Origin of the sequence: Nonomuraea sp. K271 (assembly GCF_009908215.1) — a bacterium.
GTDB classification, from domain to species: domain Bacteria; phylum Actinomycetota; class Actinomycetes; order Streptosporangiales; family Streptosporangiaceae; genus Nonomuraea; species Nonomuraea longispora.
This window is the reverse complement of sequence record NZ_JAAAHR010000189.1, coordinates 1-17,950: the sequence shown is the minus strand read 5'-3', so window position 1 is coordinate 17,950 and position 17,950 is coordinate 1. Positions and strand designations below refer to the sequence as shown.

Genomic DNA, 17,950 nt, shown 5'->3' with positions numbered 1-17,950 from the left:
ATCGTGGTCCTCGTCGTGAGGGTGATGATCGTGGGTTCCGGGGTGGTGAGCGGCGTTCGTTCCGGGATCGGGATGATCGGGGTCCGCGTCGTGATGACGATGGCCGCCGTCCGTTCCGGGATCGGGACGATCGCGGCCCGCGACGCGAAGGTGGTCACGGTCCCCGTCGTGAGGAGGACCGCGGTGGTCCCCGTCGTGAGGGGGGATTCGACCGTGGTCCTCGTCGTGAGGATGACGGCCGCCGCCCGTTCCGCGACCGGGACGATCGTGGCCCGCGTCGCGGCGGCGGTTATGGCGAGCGGCGTGAAGGCGGTTACGGGGACCGTCGTGACAGTGGCTCTCGCGAAGGCCGGCCGTTCTCCCGGGACGACCGCGAGGACAGTACCGGATCCCGCGCCAGATACGGCAGGCCCGATCGCGAGGCCGAGGCGCCGCAGCGCGAGCGGTTGCCCGAGGTCGAGCCCGACATCACCGCGGACGAGCTCGACAAGGAGGTCCTGGAAGAACTGCGGTCGCTGCCCGGTGACCTCGCCGACCTGGTCGGTCGGCACCTGGTGGCCGCCGAGCGCGCGCTGGAGGACGACGACCCCGACCGTGCACATGAGCACACGAAGGTCGCGCGCAGGTTCGCGGCGCGTATCGGTGTCGTACGCGAGGCCGCGGGCATCGTCGCCTACCGCGCGGGCCACTTCTCCGAGGCCCTGAGCGATCTGCGGGCGGCCAGGCGGATGACGGGCTCGGACGTGTACCTGGCGGTCATTGCCGACTGCGAGCGCGGCCTCGGCCGTCCGGAAAGGGCCATCGACCTCGTACGCTCGCCGGAAGCCGAACGTCTCGACAGGGCCGGGCGCATCGAGCTGACCATCGTCGAGTCCGGGGCCCGGCGCGACCTGGGCCAGCACGACGCCGCCGTGATCACGCTGCAGCGCCTGCCCGAGCTGCGCGACCCGCAACCCAAGCCGTGGTCGGCCCGGCTGGCGTTCGCCTACGCGGACGCACTGGCCGACGCCGGTCACCAGGAGGCGGCCACCGACTGGTTCGGGAGGGCGATGGCGTTCGACGAGGACGGCGAGACAGACGCGGCAGAACGGTACGCGGAGCTGACCGGGTCCGTCATCGAGGACCTCGAGGAGGACTTCGACGACGACGCCTCCGATACCGACGACCTCACTACCGGTGACCTCCTGGGGATGGAGGCGGATGAGGGCCGGGTCGTCGACGTGCCGGAGCGGGCGGACGTACCCGATGACCAGGGTTCGGGTTCCCAGGACGCGGCTGAGCCGCAACAAGCTTCCGTGGGCGTTCACGGCGGCGACGTCCAGGATGCTGACGTCCAGGACGTTGAGGTACGGAAGGCCGATGTCGCGGATCCCGAGGACCCGGATGCGGGAGCCCGAGTCGTCGAAGCTCAGGACACCGACGGAGCGGACACGGAGGTCCCGACCGAGAGCCCTCAGGTTCCGGACGAGGACCCGCGTGTCCAGGCGGAGAAGCCGGGCGTTCCTGATGAGCAGCCGGCCGTTCGTCACCACGAAGCGGAGCAGGACGAGCGCACGCAGGATCGCGCGGCCGACCGGCCGGATGCTCCCGAGGCCAAGGAGCATGGCGAAACCCCGGGCATCACCCCGGCGTTCATCGAGCCCGATTTCGGTGACGCGCTCGGCGAGCCCACCGCGGACCGTCCCAAGACGGACGACTGACGCCGGCAGGACACCCCGCCGCCACTGATCGTGGCGGCGGGGTGTCGCGTTCGAGGGTCTGCCTGTACGGCCGCGTCACCCGAAACGGTCGTCCGTCACGGTGAGACGCGGTCGAGCCAGTGGAGGATGCCCGCCACGTTCGAGGGTGCTCCGCTCAGCAGTTCGAAGTGCTCAGCCGTCGGGTCGTCGGCCTTCAGCGCGGTGTAGCGCTCCTTGGTGCGGTCTCTGACCATGGCGACGGCGTGGTCGAGGTCCATGCCATCCGAACGGGCCTGCTGGGTGAGATCGACCCAGATGCGGAGCTCCTCCGCGGACCGCTCCAGAGTCTCCTGGACGGCGTCGACCGGCCCGTAGTGGCTGAACAGCAGGCGTTGCGGCCCAAGCGCTCCGAACAGGGCGATCGAGTCGAGTGCCGTCTGCAGGTCGAAGTCCGGCGGAGGCGTCGCGGGGCGCAGATCGCCCGTCTCCGGCAAGTAGACCCCTGCGGCGTCGCCGACGTACAGATCTCCGGTGGCGGAGTCGACCAGGCCCACGTGGTGCTTGGCGTGGCCGGGCGAGTAGTGGCTGCTCAGAGTACGCCCGTTGCCCAGGTCGATGGCGCCGGTGTCGCCGAGCGCGACGATACGCTCGGCCTCGGTGGGGGACAGCTCGCCGAACAGTGTGTCGAGCCGGTCGCCCCAGACCATGCGCGCACTGGCCATCAGCCGGGTCGGATCGGCGAGGTGCCGGGCTCCCTTCTCGTGAACGACGACCTGCGCGGAAGGGAAGAACCTGGCGATGTCTCCTACGCCTCCCGCATGATCCAGGTGGATGTGGGTCACCACGACGGTGGCCAGGTCCTCCGGTCCGACGCCGAGCGACGCGAGCGCGTCACGCACCACCGGAGCGGACGTCGAGGTGCCCGTCTCCACCAGGCACGGCCGGTCACCCAGGATGAGATAACCGGCCGTGATGCCCGAATAACCTGCCATCCTGGTGTCGATCTCATAGACGTCGCCGCCCAGAGCGGTGATGTTGTCCACAGGCGCTCCCGCACGTTCTGCCGTTATCCCCAGAACGGCATTCCAGCCGGTCCGGCTTTCTCCTCATCGTAGATAGTGATCTCACCAGACAACCGACAGGGGAGGAAGACAGTGGACCGCAATGAGGTCTTGCTGGTGGGAAGGCTGTCAGCGGCGGCCGAGGAGCACGCGTTGCCGAGCGGCGACACCGTGACGAAGTGGCGCGTCATCGTGCGCCGCCGACGGCACAGGCGCGGAGCCGCCCTGACGGACAGCATCCCGTGTGTCACCTTCAACCCGGAGGTCGCCGCCATAGTTCGCACCCTCAAACCTCGCGACTACATCGAGGTGGCGGGGTCGTTCCGCTGCCGGGTCTTCGGGCCGTCCGCGGCCAAGGTCTGGAGGTACGAGGTGGAGGTGAGCTCCGCCAAACCCTTCGAGGCCGAGCTGACCGTACCCGACGCCCCGGCCACCGACCCGTCCGCCGGCTCCGAGGGGGATGTCACCGCCCTGATCCCCAGGCAGGTGGCCTACCTGGCACGAGCCGCCTGACCTCGGCCGGCCGCCAGTGCCACAGGGGCGCGTGCACGCACGACTGGCCGGATCGCCCGGTCGTGCGTGCACGCGCCGGCCTCGTCGGGGCTTGCGACGATCTTGCCGGGCGCGGGCAACGTCCGTATAGCCGCCAACGGGCGGCGCCTCTGCACGTCGTGAGGTTGCGCCGCCGCAGACAGTTCGTGGTCATGGCGGCAGCAGAGCTGTGATCAGCCAGTTCGGACAGCTCGTGAACCCTCTTCTGAGATCACCTCCACGGCAGTCACCCACAGGAAGGACTCACTCGTGCGCACCGTTTACGTCGTCACTCATCCGGAGGCGACGCACCATGTCGAGGGGGTCGTCGGCGGCTGGCATGATTTCCAGCTGACGCCGACCGGCCACAGCGCGGCGGCCTCGATCGCCGAAGTGCTGCGAGCCCGGATCCCGGCCGGGGCCGAGGTGGAGCTGTTCTCCTCGGATCTGCGGCGCACCCGGCAGACGGCCGAGAAAGTCGCCGAGTTGTTCGGCGTGAAAGCAATTTTGGACCGCAGACTGCGGGAGAAGTCATACGGAGAAGCGGGGGAAAGCCGCAGGAGTGGCTGGACCGACGATTCATCCCGCCACCGGCTGCCGGGGAGCGGTTAGAACACGACGAGGGCGTGGCGGGAGCCGAAACCAAGGCGGCGCTGGCGCGGCGCATCTACGCGGCCATGGACCAGATCGTGCAGCGGCCCTGCGACAACCAGATCATCGTGACGCACGGTGGTTCTTTGACGTTCGTCGTGGCGTCCTGGATCAAAATGCCGATCAGGGCGGTCGGCCATGCCAGTTTCCTGGCGCCGTCCGGCAGCATCACCACACTGCGCGAAGACGATTATTTTCACAATCGCACGGTCGTGCACCTCGGTGACATCCGCCATCTCGACTCCGCCGCAACCGGCTGACCTCTGCCTGGCGGCTTCGATGGCCAAGAAGGTGACGTGCTGCCGAGCATCACGTCGCCACGACGGGACGCCTCAGTCGATCGCGAACGTGCGGAGGACCAGACCGGTTCTGGGCTTCGGACCGAAGGAGGTGCTCTTGCGGGGCACCCGTTCGCCGCCGGCGGCGACGGCAAGCACCTCCTCGGCCTTGAGCGGTTTGAGGATCACGGCGGTGCCACCGGAGCGGGCGGCCAGCCGCACCGCGGCTCGCGCGTCGTGATGGACGATGCGCACGGCCCGCTCATCGTCACGCATGCCCCACACCTTGGGCATGACGAACTCGGACAGGACGGACGTGTTGAGGCTGCTCCAGCGGTCGGAGCGCTCGGGCGGCATCGCATGGGCGAGCTGCACCGGGTCGGGATCGGTGAGCAGGTGCGCACCGCCCTCACCGGCCAGCAGGAACGCCGGCTCCGCCGCCTCATCGAGCGCCGCCAGGCCCAGGGTCAGGTCGTCATAGTCATGGACCCGCCACGACCCCTTCGCCCTGGCGGCCGCCTCGTCCAGAGGAAGACCGGGAATCACGCGGTGGATCGCCTTCAGGTCGGGCGGGTACGCGGAGCTGTCGACGAGCAGGGCCAGCCCGAAATCCCACGGGCCCGCCGTCGAACGACCCGCTCCCGCCGCGGGAGCGTCCTGCCCTGTCCCGGCGCCGTCGTCCTGTTGCGAGGATCCGGGTCGCCCGGCTCCGGCGCTGTCGTCGTGTCGCGACGCCAGGTCGGCCCGTTCGGGGTCCGGACGTTGTGGCGCGCCTGCCGAGTGGGTTGGCTGCGGGCCTGGACGGCGTGGCTCTGCTGCGCCGGTACGTTGCGGCGTGGGACCGGCTGCTTCGTACGCCGTCGGGGGCGTCGGCCGGGTGTCCGGGGTGGTCGGTGGGGTGGCTCGCTGGTCACTGCCGGAGGCCTGCGTGCCGGCCGGGCCGGTCTGGCGGCGTGTTTCATGTTCCTGACGCTGGAGCACGCGGTAGGTCGCATACCTGTGGTGTCCGTCGGCGATCAGGGCCTGCCGGTCATGGAGGTCGGCGTTGATCGCGGCGAGCTCCTCCGGATCCGTGATGGCCCACAGGCGGTGGGTGAGGCCGTCCTCTGTGCGGGCCGACACGAGGGGCTGCCGATACCGGGTCACCTCGTCGACCAGGCGGCTGGCGGTGCCGTTCGCGCCGTCGTAGAGGAGGAAGATGGGTTCGAGGTTGGCCTGAGTGGTGCTCATCAGAGCGAGCCGGTCGGCGACGGGCCCCGGCATGACGTCCTCGTGCGGGAGGATGATGCGCTGGTCCGGGTCGGTCAGGCCCACGTCGCCGATGAGGCCCCGCTGCAGCACGTCCGCGCCGCTCTGCTCGTAGACGTAGAGCGCCGGCACGTCGTCGGCCACCAGCACGCCCGTGTCCAGCCACGCCTCCAGCGTGTTCCTCGCCTCGGTGTACCGCGATTCGAGCGGCTCCTGGGCCTGCGGGTCCGGCGCGGCACCGGGCTGTCCGCCGCGCGCTGTGCCGGGGCGGCCAGGAACGTCGTCGGCGGGTGGTGGCGCGGGGACGTCGGCGGAGGACGGGTGACCGGGGGACGAGCGGGGAAGGATGAGCCGTACGACGTTGTTGGGGTGGGAGTCGAGCAGCGTGTCCACGTCGGCGTCGGAGATCAGGTCGTACGGCGGAGAGGTCACCTTGGCGGGATCGTCGACAGCGAAACGCACGCCACGGAAGGGCCGCAGCACCAGTCCATCAGGCACCGGCAGTTCAGGAGTCCCCATACCGGGCATGCTCCCATAAATGTCTACGCCGTCCGGAAGTCGCCCCGGGGTTGCGGTCGGTTCCGTTCCGCAGCAGGGCGGGACGGTGATCATCATCCAGCGATGAAGGAGTCCTCACGTATGGGTCAGAGTGACAACGTTCATGATGGGAGCTGGGGAGCTCCTGAGGGCGGTGTTTACGACTGGTATCAGCGTGGGGTGCGCTTGTTGAAGGACGGCAGCCCGGCGGCCGCGGCGGCCCTGCTGGAGAGGGCCGCCGCGGCCGAGCCGGAATCACGCAGCATTCTGGAGGCGCTGGCGAGGGCGCAGTTCAATTCCCGCCAATACGCTGAGGCGGCGGTCAGTTTCCGCCAGATCGTGGACGCCAATCCGGCCGAGGATTACGCCTACTTCGGTCTCGGATTGTCCTTGTGGCGGACCGGGGACGTGGAAGGCGCACAGGAACCGCTGGCCATCGCGGTCGCCATGCGGCCCGACGAACGGCATTACGTTTCCGCGTTGAAGAGTGTCCGGGCGACCCTGCGCGCACGCCGCGAGATGTAGCGACAGGATCGCCGCTCGGGCTGCGACGGGTGAGCGTTTCGAGGGCGAGATCGTCCCGGAGGGCGGCCGGCTCAGTCACGGGCGCCGGACCACCGGGCGTCCCCGGTCACGGATCACGCGTCGTGGCGGGAGGCGTTGGCGGCGATGGCCGTCCGGAGGTAGGCCCGCCAGCCCCGGCGCCGTCCCGTCGATGGAGGCGGTGAAGCGGTGGTCCGTCTCATAGGTGCAGTCGTAGCACCAGCGGGTCAGGTGAGCGCGGTGCTCCTCGGCCAGGTCTATGGCGGGCTCGCCGTCCGCCGGCGCGCCCGTCCGCATGACGTCGGCCGTGCGGGCGTAGATGCCTGCCGCGTCGGCCACGACGCGTTTCCAGTCCTCCTTGGAGCGCGAGGCGGCGCATCGTTGCGCGTCGTTGCGTGTCCGGGTGCCGCCCCAGCGGCGCCCGGCCTCTCCGCGTGCTCCTCCGGACGGAAATCGCCGAACAGTTCGGTGCGTTCCTCGGGGGTGAGGTTCAAGTTCGCGGACAAGGTCCATCCCTTCCGCAGGCGCGTATGACGGCGACGCTAAAGTCTCACGCGGCGTGAGAGTCAATCGGGAAGGGACGCTGTGCTGATCGACGGCTATGACACCCTGCTGCTCGACCTCGACGGCGTGGTCTACCTGGGCGGCCACGCGGTCCCGGGCGCCCCGGCGGCGCTGGAGGAGGCCCGGCGCAGAGGAGTGCGGCTGGCGTACGTGACCAACAACGCCTCCCGGACGCCGGCAGCCATCGCCGCGCACCTGCGTGAGCTCGGCGCGCCCGCCACGGCCTCCGACGTGGTCACGTCGGCTCAGGCGGCCGCCCGGCTGGTCGCGGAGCGCGTTTCGCCGGGTTCGAACGTGCTGGTGGTCGGCGGGTCGGGGCTGCGGCTGGCCGTACGGGAGCAGGGGCTGCGGCCCGTGTCCGCCGCCGCCGAGTCCCCCGCCGCCGTGGTGCAGGGGATAGCGCCAGGTCTGTCGTACGAGCTGCTGGCGGAGGGGACGCTCGCCGTGCGGCGGGGGGCGCTCTTCGTGGCCTCCAACCGCGACAGCACCATGCCCACGCGCCGCGGGGAACTGCCGGGCAACGGGTCGATGGTCCGGGTGATCGCCGCCGCCACGGGGGTGGAGCCGGTGTACGCGGGCAAGCCGGACCCGCCGCTGCACCGGGAGTCGATGCTGCGTACGGGAACCCGGCGGCCTCTGGTGGTGGGCGACCGGCTCGACACCGACATCGAGGGCGCCTCCAACGCCGGGGTGGAGAGCCTGCTGGTGCTGACGGGGGTGGCCACGCCGGTCGAGGTGCTGACGGCGGCGCCCCGGCACCGGCCCACGTACGTCGGGCAGGACCTGAGGGCGCTGCTGCGGCCCTATCCCGAGGTGCGCGACGGTTCCTGCGGTGGGTGGCGGGCCCGGTGGCGCGACGGCGTGTTGTGCCTCGACGGTGACGGCGACCGCATCGACGGGCTCCGTGCCGCCTGCGACGCCGCCTGGTCCGCGGCCGGCGACGGGCAGATCGAGGAGGGCGCCGTCAAGCCCGTACTGGACCGGGTCGGATAGCGGCGCCTTCAGGGGCTCATGCGATCCGTTCAGCGGTCTGGCGGGCGAACTGCCAGGCGCCCACGGTGAGGAGCAGGGCGCAGGCCACGACCAGCGCCGCGAGCGACAGCGGCACGCCGCCGCTCCAGCCCCGCAGCACCAGCAGCCGGATGGCCTCGATGGCGTAGGTGAGCGGGTTGACCCTGGCCCTGACCTCCATTTACGCCGGCATCCACGCCGGCATGGCCGACAGCGGCACGAACGCGTTGCTCATGAACAGCAGGGGCAGCGTGGCGAACCCCGTGACCGCGAAGAACGTGCCGTGGGAGGGCACCGAGCAGGCCAGGGTGCTCCCAGATGTGGTGGCGCGACTGCACGTCGAGGCCGAGCGTCGGCTCATCGAGTATCAGCAGCTCGGGCTGGTGCAGCAGTCCGAGGCCAGGTCGAGGCGTTTCTGCATGCCGCCCGAATAACCTGTCACGGGGCGGTCGGCGCTGCCGGACAGCCCGACCAGCTCCAGGACCTCGCGGGCCCTGGCCTTCACCCGCCGCCGCGGCACGTGGCAGAGGGACGCCTCGATCTCGGCCTTCTCCCTGCCGGTCAGCAGGTAGTGGCCCATGGGCGAGACCTGCTGCATCACGTAGCCGATGCGGCGGCGTACGGCTGCCGCCTCCGTCACCACGTCGAACCCGCACACTCGCGCCGCGCCCGCGCTCGGCGGGAGCAGCGTGGACAACATCTTGATCGTGGTGGTCTTGCCCGCGCCGTTGGGGCCGAGCAGCCCGAAGGTCTCGCCGGGAGCCACCGCCAGGTCCAGCCCGTCGACGGCGTGGTGGTCGCCGAAGGCACGGCGCAGGCCCTCGGTCTGGATGATCGCAGTCATCACTTCACATCATCGCATAACAGTTAACGAGGTCATTAACGGTTCGGCGCCAGTGCGAGTCGACAGCCCCTCAGATCAGCTTGCGCAGCCGCAGCAGGTCGCCGAAGCTGGCGTCGACCTTCACCCGCCCCCCGAGCAGCGCGCGCGCCAGGTCGAGCTCCCCGTCGACCAGCGCGATCAGGTCGTCGCTCACGATCGTGAGCTTGACGTCGGCCGGCTTGCCGCCGGCCGGAGGCGTCTCGGCGAACGGGTCGAGCCCCCCGTGCGTCAGGCGACCGTAGAAGGTCACGTCGAGGTCGGGAACCCGGCAGCTGACCGTGCGCTCGACGACGTGCTTGGCACGGTCGGCCTCGTCGATCTCGTCGAACTGGTCGACGAGCCTGGCCAGTGCCGCCCGGCACTCCTCGACGCTTGCCATGATGCGCATCCCTTCTTCCTTCGCGGACGGTAGCGTTCCACATCAGTAGCACCCCGTACGACCTTCAACGACTGACGGGCCCGCCAAGGTCCCGGGCGCCCGCCGGAGGCGTTAACGTCGAGACATGAGTGAGCTGCCGGAAGGGACCGGCGACGAGCGGGTCGACGCCATCGTGGCCGGGCTCGGCCGTCTGGGCGAGCAGCCGGTGAGCGAGCACGTGGCGATCTTCGACGAGGCGTTCTCCGGACTGGAGAGCGTGCTGGCGGCCGTTGACGACTCGGGCGGGCAGGCTCCGGACGGGCAGGCTCTTACAGGTCGGCACGTTGCGGGCGGGCACGTTATGGGCGGGCAGGGTGCCGGTGAGCGCCCCGCGGGCCAGCGGTGAGCCGCAGGATCCGCCTCGACAGCGAGCTGGTACGCCGAGGGCTGGCCAGGTCGCGCGAGCAGGCCACCCAGCTCATCGAGGCCGGCCGGGTCACCGTCGGCGGGCACCGGGCCGGCAAGGCGGCCACCCAGGTCGACACCGCCTCCGCCATCGTCGTGGCCGCCTCGGACGACGGGCCCGACTACGTTTCGCGAGGAGCGCACAAGCTGCTCGGCGCGCTGGAGGCGTTCGAGCGCCTGACGGTCGAAGGCCGCCGCTGTCTCGACGCGGGCGCGTCCACCGGCGGGTTCACCGACGTGCTGCTGCGTCGCGGGGCCGCACACGTGGTGGCCGTCGATGTCGGGTACGGCCAGCTGGCCTGGTCCCTGCGCACCGACGAGCGGGTCACGGTGATGGAGCGCGTCAACGTGCGCGACCTCACCCCCGGCATGGCCGGCGAGCCGCCCACGCTGATCGTGGGAGACCTGTCCTTCATCTCGCTGCGGATCGTGCTGCCCGCCCTGGCCGAGGTGGCCGCGCCGCGAGCCGACTTCGTGATGCTCGTCAAACCGCAGTTCGAAGTGGGCAAGGACCGAGTCGGGGCGGGTGGCGTGGTGCGCGATCCCGTGTTGCGGGCCAGTGCCGTGCGCGACGCCGCCGCCCGGGCTCAGGACCTGGGGCTGGCCGTGCGCGGCGTGACCGCGAGTCCGCTGCCGGGGCCGTCGGGAAATGTGGAATATCTCCTCTGGCTGGGCAAAGGGGAAGGCGAGCCGCCGGTCGCCGACCTCGACGCAGAGATCCAGCGGGCCGTCGAGGAAGGGCCGCAATGAACCGAACCGTGCTGGTCGCCGTACACACCGGGCGTGACGCCGCGCTCGAGAGCGCACGCCTGGTCGTCGACCGGCTGATCGACGCCGGCATCACCGTCATGGTGCTCGACAGCGAGGCCGGCGAGATCGGCAGCGCCAGAGTGGAGGCCGTGCCCGGCGACCCGGGCGCGGCCAAGGAGGCCGAGGTCATGATCGTGCTCGGCGGCGACGGTACGCTGCTGCGCGCGGCCGAGCTGGCCCGGCCGGCCGGCACGCCGCTGCTGGGGGTCAACCTCGGGCACGTCGGCTTCCTGGCGGAGGCGGAGGTGGCCGACCTGGCCACGGCCGTCGACAGCGTCGTGGCGGGGCGCTACGACGTCGAGGAGCGCATGACGGTCGACGTCGTCGCCAGGATGAACGGGCAGGTGCTGGCCGACACCTGGGCGCTCAACGAGGTCACCGTCGAGAAGCAGGAGCGCCTGCTCGAGGTCGTCGCCGAGATCGACGGCCGGCCGCTGTCCAGGTGGGGCTGCGACGGCGTGATCTGCGCCACCCCGACGGGCTCCACCGCCTACGCCTTCTCCGCCGGCGGCCCCATCGTGTGGCCGGAGGTGGAGGCGCTGCTCATGGTGCCCATCAGCGCCCACGCGCTGTTCGCCAAGCCGCTGGTCATCTCGCCGCGCTCCACGCTGGCCGTGGAGATCCTGCCCGACACGCCGTGCGGGGTCCTGTGGTGCGACGGCCGCCGCAGGTTCGAGCTGCCGCCGGGCACGCGGGTGGAGGTCCGCAGGGGCGCCGAGCCCGTACGCCTGGCACGTCTGCACGGCGTGGAGAGCACCGGGGCCCCCTTCACCGACCGGCTGGTGGCCAAGTTCGAGCTGCCCGTGCAGGGCTGGCGCGGAAGGGTGCGACCCTGAGTGGATGGAGGGCAGAGCGCGTAGGATCACGTGGACACGCACGTGGGCATGGTGGGCCGCCCCCCAGCGGTCCAGCGGTCCAGAGCCGGCAGCCGCTGCCGGCTTCCGGAGGCGATCCGGGTGACCATCAGACAGGGCAGTGAACGGGAGTGGGCAGTGCGACCAAGGGTCGAGGAGGTCCGCATCCAGGGGCTCGGCGTCATCGATGAGGCCGTTCTCGAGCTCTCGCCGGGCTTCAACGTGGTCACCGGCGAGACCGGCGCGGGCAAGACGATGGTCGTCACCGGGCTCGGCCTGCTGTTCGGCGGCCGGGCCGATCCTTCGCGCATCCGGCCGGGCGCCGACAAGGCGACCGTCGAGGGGACCCTCGTCGTCGAGCAGGGCGGCCACGTCGCCCAGCAGGTCGAGGACATCGGTGGCGAGGTCGAGGACGGCACGCTGATCATCTCGCGGGCCGTCTCCGCGGAGGGCAGGTCCAGGGCCTGGCTGGGCGGGCGCACGGTGCCCGTCGGCACCCTGACCTACCTCGCCGACGACCTGGTGGCGGTGCACGGGCAGATGGACCAGCAGCGGCTGCTCCAGGCGGCCCGGCAGCGCGCGGCGCTCGACCGTTACGCGGGCGACGAACTGGTCAAGCCGCTGCGGGCCTACACGCAGGCGTACAAACGGCACAAGAAGGTCACCGCGCTGCTTGAGGAGCTGACCACAAGGGCCAGGGAGCGGGCGCAGGAGGCCGACATGCTCCGCTTCGGCCTGGAGGAGATCGAGAAGGTCGACCCAAAGCCGGGCGAGGACGCCGAGCTGCGCGGCGAGGAGGAGCGGCTCTCGCACGCCGACGCGCTGCGCAGCGCCGCGACCACGGCGCACACGGCGCTGCTCGGCGACCCGATGGAGGCCGCGGGAGGCCCGCACGACGTGATCTCGCTGCTCGGCGAGGCGAAGTCGGCGGTCCAGGCGGTGCGCGACTTCGACGCCCAGCTCGCCGGGGTCGCCGACCGGCTGGCCGAGGCCGGCTACCTGATCTCCGACGTGGCCACCGATCTGGCGGCGTACGCGGAGTCGATCGAGGCGGACCCCACGCGGCTGGCGGCGGTGCAGGAACGCCGGTCGGTGCTGTCCGGCCTGATCCGCAAGTACGGCGAGGACAGCGCCGGGGTGCTGGCCTGGGCGCAGCAGGCCGCCGCCCGCCTGTCCGAGCTGGAAGGCGACGACGAGCGCATCGACGAGCTGACCCGCGAATACGACGAGCTGACCACCCGGCTCACCGAGCTGGCGGCCGAGCTCACCAAGGTGCGCGAGGCGGCCGCGGAGCGGTTCGGCCAGGCCGTGACCGAGGAACTGACGGCGCTGGCCATGCCGCACGCCAAGGTCGTCGTCCAGCTCGGCCAGAGCGAGGAGTTCGGTCCCGAGGGCCGCGACGAGGTGGAGCTGCGGATGGCCGCCCATCCGGCCGCGCCGCCGCTGCCGCTCAACAAGGGAGCCTCCGGCGGCGAGCTGAGCCGGGTGATGCTGGCGATCGAGGTGGTGTTCGCCGGTGCCGACCCGGTGCCGACGTTCGTGTTCGACGAGGTCGACGCGGGCGTCGGCGGCAAGGCCGCGGTCGAGATCGGGCGCCGGCTCGCCCGGCTCGCCCGGACCGCCCAGGTGATCGTGGTCACCCACCTGCCGCAGGTGGCGGCCTTCGCCGACCAGCATCTCGTGGTTGAGAAGGCCGGCGACGGCAGCGTCGTGCGCAGCGGCGTCGTGGCCCTCGACCACGAGGGACGCGTGCGTGAGCTGTCCCGCATGCTGGCCGGTCTCGAGGATTCCGAGCTGGGCCGGGCGCACGCCGAGGAACTGCTGGGGCTGGCAGCGGCGGACAGGTGATCCTGGGTGACATAGTGGACACGCCGCGTCATGCGTGGCCCTTGCGCCGTTTCTCTCTGGCAGGATGGTCATGATGAAGGTTCCGGGGAGCAGGATGCCGGGCCTCCGTGGTTGGAAGGCCGAGAGCCTTCCCGGTGTTACGGCAGTGGCGAGAATCGACCGGCGGACCAAGAGGCTCACCAAACGCCTCCAGCCGGGGGAAATTGCGATCATCGATCATGTCGACGTAGACCGGGTCAGCGCGGAGGCTCTTGTCGCGTGCGGAGCAGCGGCCGTGGTCAACACCGCTGCGGGTATCAGCGGCCGTTACCCCAACCTGGGGCCTCAGATTCTGCTGGAAGCGGGCGTACCGTTCATCGACAACGCCAACCGGGAGTTGTTCGAGCGGATCAAGGACGGCGACGTCGTCCGGGTCTGCGACGGCGTGGTCTACCTCGACGACGACATCGTCGGCAAAGGTGACGAGCAGAGCATCGAGACGGTCGAGGCCGCCATGGCCGAGGCGCGCGCGGGGCTGGCCGTCCAGATCGAGGCGTTCGCCGTCAACACCATGGAATACGTACGCGGTGAGGGCAGGCTCCTCATCGAGGGCGTCGGCGTGCCGGAGATCCGCACCTCCATGGAGGGCCGGCACGTCCTCATCGTGGTGCGCGGCTACCACTACAAGGAAGACATCGCCACTCTGCGGCCCTACATCCGCGAATACCGTCCGGTGCTCGTGGGGGTCGACGGCGGCGCCGACGCGCTGCTGGACGCTGGCTACCAGCCCGACGTGATCGTCGGCGACTTCGACTCGGTCTCCACCAAGGCCCTGACCTGCGGCGCCGAGCTCGTCGTGCACGCCTACCGCGACGGCCGGGCCCCCGGTCTGGAGCGCGTCCACCAGCTCGGCCGCGAAGCCGTGATCTTCCCCGCCACCGGCACCAGCGAGGACATCGCGATGCTCCTGGCCGACGACAAGGGCGCCGAGCTGATCGTCGCCGTCGGCACCCACGGCACGCTGGAGGAGTTCCTCGACAAGGGCCGGCCCGGCATGGCCAGCACCTTCCTCACCCGCCTGATCATCGGCAGCAAGCTCATCGACGCCAAAGGCGTGAGCAGGCTCTACCGCAGCCGCATCACCACCCCGCAGCTCCTCCTCCTGGTGATCACCGCGTTGATCACCATGGGGGTCGCGCTCTCCCTCTCGCCGATCGGCCAGACCTGGCTGAACGGCCTGCAAGACGCCTGGAACGCGTTCATCTTCTGGCTGGTCGGACTCTTCTCGTGATCGATTTTCGCTACCACCTCGTCTCCATCGTCGCCGTCTTCCTGGCCCTGGCGGTGGGCATCGTGCTGGGCACCACGCTCTTGCAGGAGCCCGCGGTCAAGTCGGCGCAGGAGATGACCGCCGCACTCACCAAGACCAAGGAGGAGTTGCGCGGGCAGATCGACACGCTGCAGGGCCGCGAGGCCGCCAACGACGCACTCGTCACCTCCATGACGCCCGACATTGTGGCAGGTGACCTGGCCGGGCAGAGCGTGCTCCTCATCGAGACGCCGGGCTCCAGCACGACGATCCGTGAGGCGGCGCAACAGGTGCTCGGCGAGGCGGGCGCGGAGATCTCCGGGCGCGTCACGTTGACGGAGAAGTTCCTCGACCCCAAGGGCGCCGGCGTGCTCGACGGCCTGGTCAACCAGCTCAAACCGGCCAACATGGTCTTCGCCGAAACCGCCACCGCCTGGGACCGCGCCGCCACGCTGCTCTCCGCCGCCCTGGTCACCACCGACTCATCCCAGGTCGGCACCCCCAACGCCGCCACCACCGAGGTGCTGAGCGCCTTCGAGACCGGCGGGCTGCTCACCCTCGACGGCGACCCCGGCAAGCGGGCCACGCTCGCGGTGGTGCTAGCGCCGGAGAAGCCGTACGAAGGGGAGAACGCCGAGACCCAGGCCGGTGCGATCGCCTCGATGGCCGACGGGTTCGACGTGGGTGGCAACGGCACGGTGCTCGCCGGAGGCCCGGCCGCCCTCACCGCCGTCCCCGGTGACGCGATCGGCCACACCCGCGACGACAGCGACATCGCCAAGCGCGTCACCACCGTCGACTCGGCCGACATGCCCATGGGCCGCGTCGTGATCGTACAGTCGTTGCAGGAGCAGCTGGCCGGGCGCTCCGGACACTACGGCGTGGGCATCGGCGCGTCGTCCCCCATGCCGGCGGTGACGTCCGCCACCCCCACCCCCACCAGCGAGTCAGGGAGCTGACATGCCTGCCAGCAGGGCCCGTGGCCTGCTCTACGCCCTAGCCGGCGCCGCGATCGGCGCCGCCGCCGCCCGCGCCGCCTATGCCGCCTTCACCCGCAACCGGCCGGCCGAGCTGAGCGGCCGGTGGACACGGAAGAACCACCGCGGCGAGCCCATCACCCTGCTGGAAGGCCCCGCCTTCGTCGCCGGCGCGGGAGCCGCCGCCGCCTTCACGCCCGGCGTTCCCGGCCGCGTACGCGCCGCCGCGCTGCTCGCCGGAGGCGGCAGCGGAGCGCTCGGCGCCTACGACGACCTCTACGGCACCACGGCCTCCAAGGGTTTCAAAGGGCACCTGAGCGCGCTCGCCCGCGGTGAGGTCACCAGCGGCGCCGTCAAGATCCTCGGCATCGGCGCCACCGGACTCGGCGCGGCCGCCCTCGTCTCCAAGGGCCCCGCCGACACCCTGGTCAACGGCGCGACCATCGCAGGCGCCGCCAACCTCGCCAACCTCTTCGATCTGCGCCCGGGCCGCGCCATCAAGGTCGGCCTGCTCGCCGGCGGGCCGCTGCTCGCCGCCTCCGTCCGGCGCGGCTCGCCCGCCGCCGCGGCGCTGAGCGCCGTCCCGCTCGGGGCCGCGGCCGCGCTGCTGCCCGACGACCTCGGCGAGCGCGCGATGCTCGGCGACGCCGGCGCCAACTCCCTGGGCGCGCTGCTCGGGCTCGCGGCGGTGACCAAGCTCGGCAGACCCGGCCGCTACGTGCTGCTCGGCACCGTCGTGGCCCTGACCGCGGCCGCCGAGAAGATCAGTTTCACCAAGGTCATCGCGGGCAACCCGGTGCTCAACCGCCTCGACATGATGGGCCGCCGTCCCGTCGGCCCCGCGTGATCCGCCTTCTGTCGGTACGACCTGCCAGGATGTCTGCGTAAGCGTGATCGTGCGCGGGGAGGCGGCGTGCGGGTGGTGACGGCGCGGGGTGTGGCCGGCGGTGCCCTGCTCATCGGGGCGCTCACGGTGCTGGCACGCATCGCCGGTTTCGGCAAACAATATGCCTTCGCGCAGACGGTCGGCACCAACTGCCTGTCCACCGCCTACATGACGGCCAACCAGATTCCCAACATCGTGTTCGAGGTGGTCGTCGGCGGCGCCCTGGCGGGGATGGTCGTTCCCGTCCTCGCGGGGGCGGCCGGGCGTGACGGCGCCGAGGGCGACGGCCCCGGCGAGCGGGCGGGGTGGATCAGCTCGGCGCTGCTGACGTGGGTGGTCGTCGTGCTCGTGCCGCTGGGCGTGCTCACCGCGCTGCTCGCCGAGCCGATCATCGGGCTGTTCTTCGGCGACGTCATCGACAACTGCCCCGACGCCGGCGCGGTGACGGCCATCGCCACGCGCATGCTGGTCGTCTTCGCCCCGCAGGTCCCCCTCTACGGCGTCGCCGTCGTGCTCTACGGTGTGCTGCAGTCGCAAAACCGTTTCGCCGGGCCCGCGGTCGCGCCTCTGGTCTCCAGCATCGTGGTCGTCGTCGCCTACCTGCTGTTCGTGCCGCTCAGCGGCGGGGTGCGCGATCCCGCCGAGGTGCCGTCGGCGGCCGAGCTCGCGCTGTCGGTCGGCACGAGCCTCGGGGTGCTGTCCCTGGTGCTGGCCGTGGCGGGCCCCGTCGTCCGCCTGGGCCTGCGGTGGCGGCCCACCTTACGTTTCCCCGACGGTGTGGCCGTGCAGGTGCGCAGGCTCGCCCTGGCCGGGATCGCGACCCTCCTCGCCCAGCAGGCGGCCATGATCGTGGTGCTGCTGCTGTCGAACAACGCGATCGGCAACGGCGCCATCACCGTCTACAACTACGCGTGGGCGATCTACCTGATGCCCTATGCCGTGCTGGCCGTGCCCATCGCGACCAGCGCGTTCCCCCGGTTGGCCGCGCAGGCGGGCGAGCCGGAGGCGTTCGCGGCGCTGGCCGCGCGCACGACGCGGGCCGTGGTGCTGGTGTCCGGCCTGGCCGCCGGGGTGCTGGCCGCCGCGTCAGGGCCGGGAGCCGTGGTGTTCCTCGGGACCATGAGCGAGGTGCCCGCGCCTCAACTGGCCGCCGCGATCGCGCTGTTCGCGCCCGGGCTGGTCGGATACGGGCTCATCGCGCACGCCGGCCGGGTGCTCTACGCGGCCGGCTGCGGCCGGGCCGCCGCCACCGGGACCGTGGCGGGATGGGTGGTGGTGATGGCCGCGCAGGCCGTCTTCGTGCTGCTGCTGCCCGAAGGGTGGAAGATCGGCGGGATGGCGCTCGGCATGAGCGTGGGCATGAGCGTGGGCGGGGCGCTGCTGCTGGTCTCAGTCGTGCAGGCCCGAGGACGCGGAGCCGTGGCGGGGCTCCTTCGGGCCGTGGGAGCCGCCGCCGCCGGAGGGACGCTGGGCTACCT

General features: G+C 71.2%; 21 protein-coding genes. 14 read left to right on the top strand and 7 right to left on the bottom strand.

Going from position 1 to position 17,950, the window contains the following annotated elements; all coding sequences use genetic code 11:
- The first annotated feature begins 446 nt into the window (after positions 1-446).
- Positions 447-1,700 carry a hypothetical protein gene (locus GUY59_RS40240; RefSeq protein WP_138208398.1) on the top strand — a complete coding sequence of 418 codons (1,254 nt, stop codon included), beginning with the start codon at positions 447-449 and terminating at the stop codon, positions 1,698-1,700.
- Between the two features lie 95 nt (positions 1,701-1,795).
- Here GUY59_RS40240 and GUY59_RS40235 read toward each other — a convergent pair whose 3' ends face one another.
- Positions 1,796-2,722 carry an MBL fold metallo-hydrolase gene (locus tag GUY59_RS40235; protein WP_171055621.1) on the bottom strand — a complete coding sequence of 309 codons (927 nt, stop codon included), beginning with the start codon at positions 2,720-2,722 and terminating at the stop codon, positions 1,796-1,798.
- 75 nt (positions 2,723-2,797) lie between these two features.
- Between GUY59_RS40235 and GUY59_RS40230 the strand changes: the two genes are divergently transcribed.
- The 3 genes from GUY59_RS40230 (at position 2,798) to GUY59_RS50305 (ending at position 4,182) form a co-directional block, all read left to right on the top strand.
- Positions 2,798-3,253 carry a single-stranded DNA-binding protein gene (locus GUY59_RS40230; RefSeq protein ID WP_330849284.1) on the top strand — a complete coding sequence of 152 codons (456 nt, stop codon included), beginning with the start codon at positions 2,798-2,800 and terminating at the stop codon, positions 3,251-3,253.
- Between the two features lie 288 nt (positions 3,254-3,541).
- Complete coding sequence (locus GUY59_RS50310; RefSeq protein WP_201761907.1) at positions 3,542-3,883, top strand: histidine phosphatase family protein; 342 nt, start codon at positions 3,542-3,544, stop codon at positions 3,881-3,883.
- 14 nt (positions 3,884-3,897) lie between these two features.
- Positions 3,898-4,182, top strand: a complete 285-nt coding sequence (locus GUY59_RS50305; RefSeq protein WP_201761906.1) for a histidine phosphatase family protein — start codon at positions 3,898-3,900, stop codon at positions 4,180-4,182.
- A gap of 72 nt (positions 4,183-4,254) precedes the next feature.
- Here the strand turns inward: GUY59_RS50305 and GUY59_RS49475 are convergent, their stop codons facing one another.
- Positions 4,255-5,967, bottom strand: a complete 1,713-nt coding sequence (locus GUY59_RS49475; protein WP_442939071.1) for a DUF1015 family protein — start codon at positions 5,965-5,967, stop codon at positions 4,255-4,257.
- Positions 5,968-6,087: 120 nt separating this feature from the next.
- Between GUY59_RS49475 and GUY59_RS40210 the strand changes: the two genes are divergently transcribed.
- The gene (locus GUY59_RS40210; protein ID WP_132338557.1) at positions 6,088-6,510 is read left to right on the top strand and encodes a tetratricopeptide repeat protein; all 423 of its coding nucleotides are present in this window, start codon (positions 6,088-6,090) and stop codon (positions 6,508-6,510) included.
- Positions 6,511-6,585: 75 nt separating this feature from the next.
- Here the strand turns inward: GUY59_RS40210 and GUY59_RS40205 are convergent, their stop codons facing one another.
- Positions 6,586-7,041 (bottom strand): TipAS antibiotic-recognition domain-containing protein, encoded by a 456-nt coding sequence (locus tag GUY59_RS40205; RefSeq protein ID WP_138207781.1) that lies wholly within the window; start codon positions 7,039-7,041, stop codon positions 6,586-6,588.
- A gap of 72 nt (positions 7,042-7,113) precedes the next feature.
- On the opposite strand from GUY59_RS40205, the gene GUY59_RS40200 reads away from it, so the two are divergent.
- Positions 7,114-8,085, top strand: coding sequence for an HAD-IIA family hydrolase (locus GUY59_RS40200; protein WP_138207779.1), 972 nt, complete (start codon positions 7,114-7,116; stop codon positions 8,083-8,085).
- Between the two features lie 16 nt (positions 8,086-8,101).
- Here GUY59_RS40200 and GUY59_RS40195 read toward each other — a convergent pair whose 3' ends face one another.
- The 4 genes from GUY59_RS40195 to GUY59_RS40180 form a co-directional block, all read right to left on the bottom strand.
- Positions 8,102-8,284 (bottom strand): ABC transporter permease, encoded by a 183-nt coding sequence (locus tag GUY59_RS40195; RefSeq protein ID WP_138207777.1) that lies wholly within the window; start codon positions 8,282-8,284, stop codon positions 8,102-8,104.
- Positions 8,285-8,464, bottom strand: coding sequence for a hypothetical protein (locus tag GUY59_RS40190; protein WP_138207775.1), 180 nt, complete (start codon positions 8,462-8,464; stop codon positions 8,285-8,287). It abuts the gene before it with no gap.
- Between the two features lie 6 nt (positions 8,465-8,470).
- Positions 8,471-8,947 (bottom strand): ABC transporter ATP-binding protein, encoded by a 477-nt coding sequence (locus tag GUY59_RS40185; protein WP_138207773.1) that lies wholly within the window; start codon positions 8,945-8,947, stop codon positions 8,471-8,473.
- A 70-nt stretch (positions 8,948-9,017) separates the two neighbouring features.
- On the bottom strand, positions 9,018-9,365 hold the full coding sequence (locus GUY59_RS40180; RefSeq protein WP_138207789.1) for an SCP2 sterol-binding domain-containing protein: 348 nt from the start codon (positions 9,363-9,365) through the stop codon (positions 9,018-9,020).
- A gap of 124 nt (positions 9,366-9,489) precedes the next feature.
- On the opposite strand from GUY59_RS40180, the gene GUY59_RS40175 reads away from it, so the two are divergent.
- The 8 genes from GUY59_RS40175 to murJ form a co-directional block, all read left to right on the top strand.
- Positions 9,490-9,750, top strand: a complete 261-nt coding sequence (locus tag GUY59_RS40175) for a hypothetical protein (protein WP_138207771.1) — start codon at positions 9,490-9,492, stop codon at positions 9,748-9,750.
- On the top strand, positions 9,747-10,559 hold the full coding sequence (locus tag GUY59_RS40170) for a TlyA family RNA methyltransferase (protein WP_138207769.1): 813 nt from the start codon (positions 9,747-9,749) through the stop codon (positions 10,557-10,559). Before GUY59_RS40175 ends, GUY59_RS40170 begins: the two co-directional genes overlap by 4 nt.
- A complete protein-coding gene (locus GUY59_RS40165) occupies positions 10,556-11,455 on the top strand; it encodes an NAD kinase (RefSeq protein WP_138207767.1) in 900 nt (299 codons plus the stop codon). Before GUY59_RS40170 ends, GUY59_RS40165 begins: the two co-directional genes overlap by 4 nt.
- 156 nt (positions 11,456-11,611) lie before the next feature.
- Complete coding sequence (gene recN, locus GUY59_RS40160; RefSeq protein ID WP_138207787.1) at positions 11,612-13,321, top strand: DNA repair protein RecN; 1,710 nt, start codon at positions 11,612-11,614, stop codon at positions 13,319-13,321.
- 73 nt (positions 13,322-13,394) lie between these two features.
- The gene (gene steA, locus GUY59_RS40155; protein WP_138207785.1) at positions 13,395-14,591 is read left to right on the top strand and encodes a putative cytokinetic ring protein SteA; all 1,197 of its coding nucleotides are present in this window, start codon (positions 13,395-13,397) and stop codon (positions 14,589-14,591) included.
- The gene (locus tag GUY59_RS40150; protein ID WP_138207765.1) at positions 14,588-15,568 is read left to right on the top strand and encodes a copper transporter; all 981 of its coding nucleotides are present in this window, start codon (positions 14,588-14,590) and stop codon (positions 15,566-15,568) included. Before steA ends, GUY59_RS40150 begins: the two co-directional genes overlap by 4 nt.
- 1 nt (position 15,569) lies before the next feature.
- Entirely contained in the window at positions 15,570-16,433 is an 864-nt protein-coding gene (locus tag GUY59_RS40145; RefSeq protein WP_138207763.1) for a hypothetical protein, read from the top strand.
- Between the two features lie 66 nt (positions 16,434-16,499).
- Positions 16,500-17,950 (top strand): murein biosynthesis integral membrane protein MurJ (gene murJ, locus GUY59_RS40140; RefSeq protein ID WP_161714954.1); only part of this gene is annotated, 1,451 nt, incomplete at its 3' end.

Excerpts from the sequence above, each read along its gene's own strand:
- GUY59_RS49475 (WP_442939071.1), bottom strand. The coding sequence starts at position 5,967 with ATGGGGACTCCTGAACTGCCGGTGCCTGATGGACTGGTGCTGCGGCCC.
- GUY59_RS40210 (WP_132338557.1), top strand. The coding sequence starts at position 6,088 with ATGGGTCAGAGTGACAACGTTCATGATGGGAGCTGGGGAGCTCCTGAG.
- GUY59_RS40205 (WP_138207781.1), bottom strand. The coding sequence starts at position 7,041 with ATGGACCTTGTCCGCGAACTTGAACCTCACCCCCGAGGAACGCACCGA.
- GUY59_RS40195 (WP_138207777.1), bottom strand. The coding sequence starts at position 8,284 with ATGGAGGTCAGGGCCAGGGTCAACCCGCTCACCTACGCCATCGAGGCC.
- GUY59_RS40190 (WP_138207775.1), bottom strand. The coding sequence starts at position 8,464 with ATGAGCCGACGCTCGGCCTCGACGTGCAGTCGCGCCACCACATCTGGG.
- GUY59_RS40185 (WP_138207773.1), bottom strand. The coding sequence starts at position 8,947 with ATGACTGCGATCATCCAGACCGAGGGCCTGCGCCGTGCCTTCGGCGAC.
- GUY59_RS40180 (WP_138207789.1), bottom strand. The coding sequence starts at position 9,365 with ATGGCAAGCGTCGAGGAGTGCCGGGCGGCACTGGCCAGGCTCGTCGAC.
- GUY59_RS40175 (WP_138207771.1), top strand. The coding sequence starts at position 9,490 with ATGAGTGAGCTGCCGGAAGGGACCGGCGACGAGCGGGTCGACGCCATC.
- GUY59_RS40165 (WP_138207767.1), top strand. The coding sequence starts at position 10,556 with ATGAACCGAACCGTGCTGGTCGCCGTACACACCGGGCGTGACGCCGCG.
- steA (WP_138207785.1), top strand. The coding sequence starts at position 13,395 with ATGAAGGTTCCGGGGAGCAGGATGCCGGGCCTCCGTGGTTGGAAGGCC.
- GUY59_RS40145 (WP_138207763.1), top strand. The coding sequence starts at position 15,570 with ATGCCTGCCAGCAGGGCCCGTGGCCTGCTCTACGCCCTAGCCGGCGCC.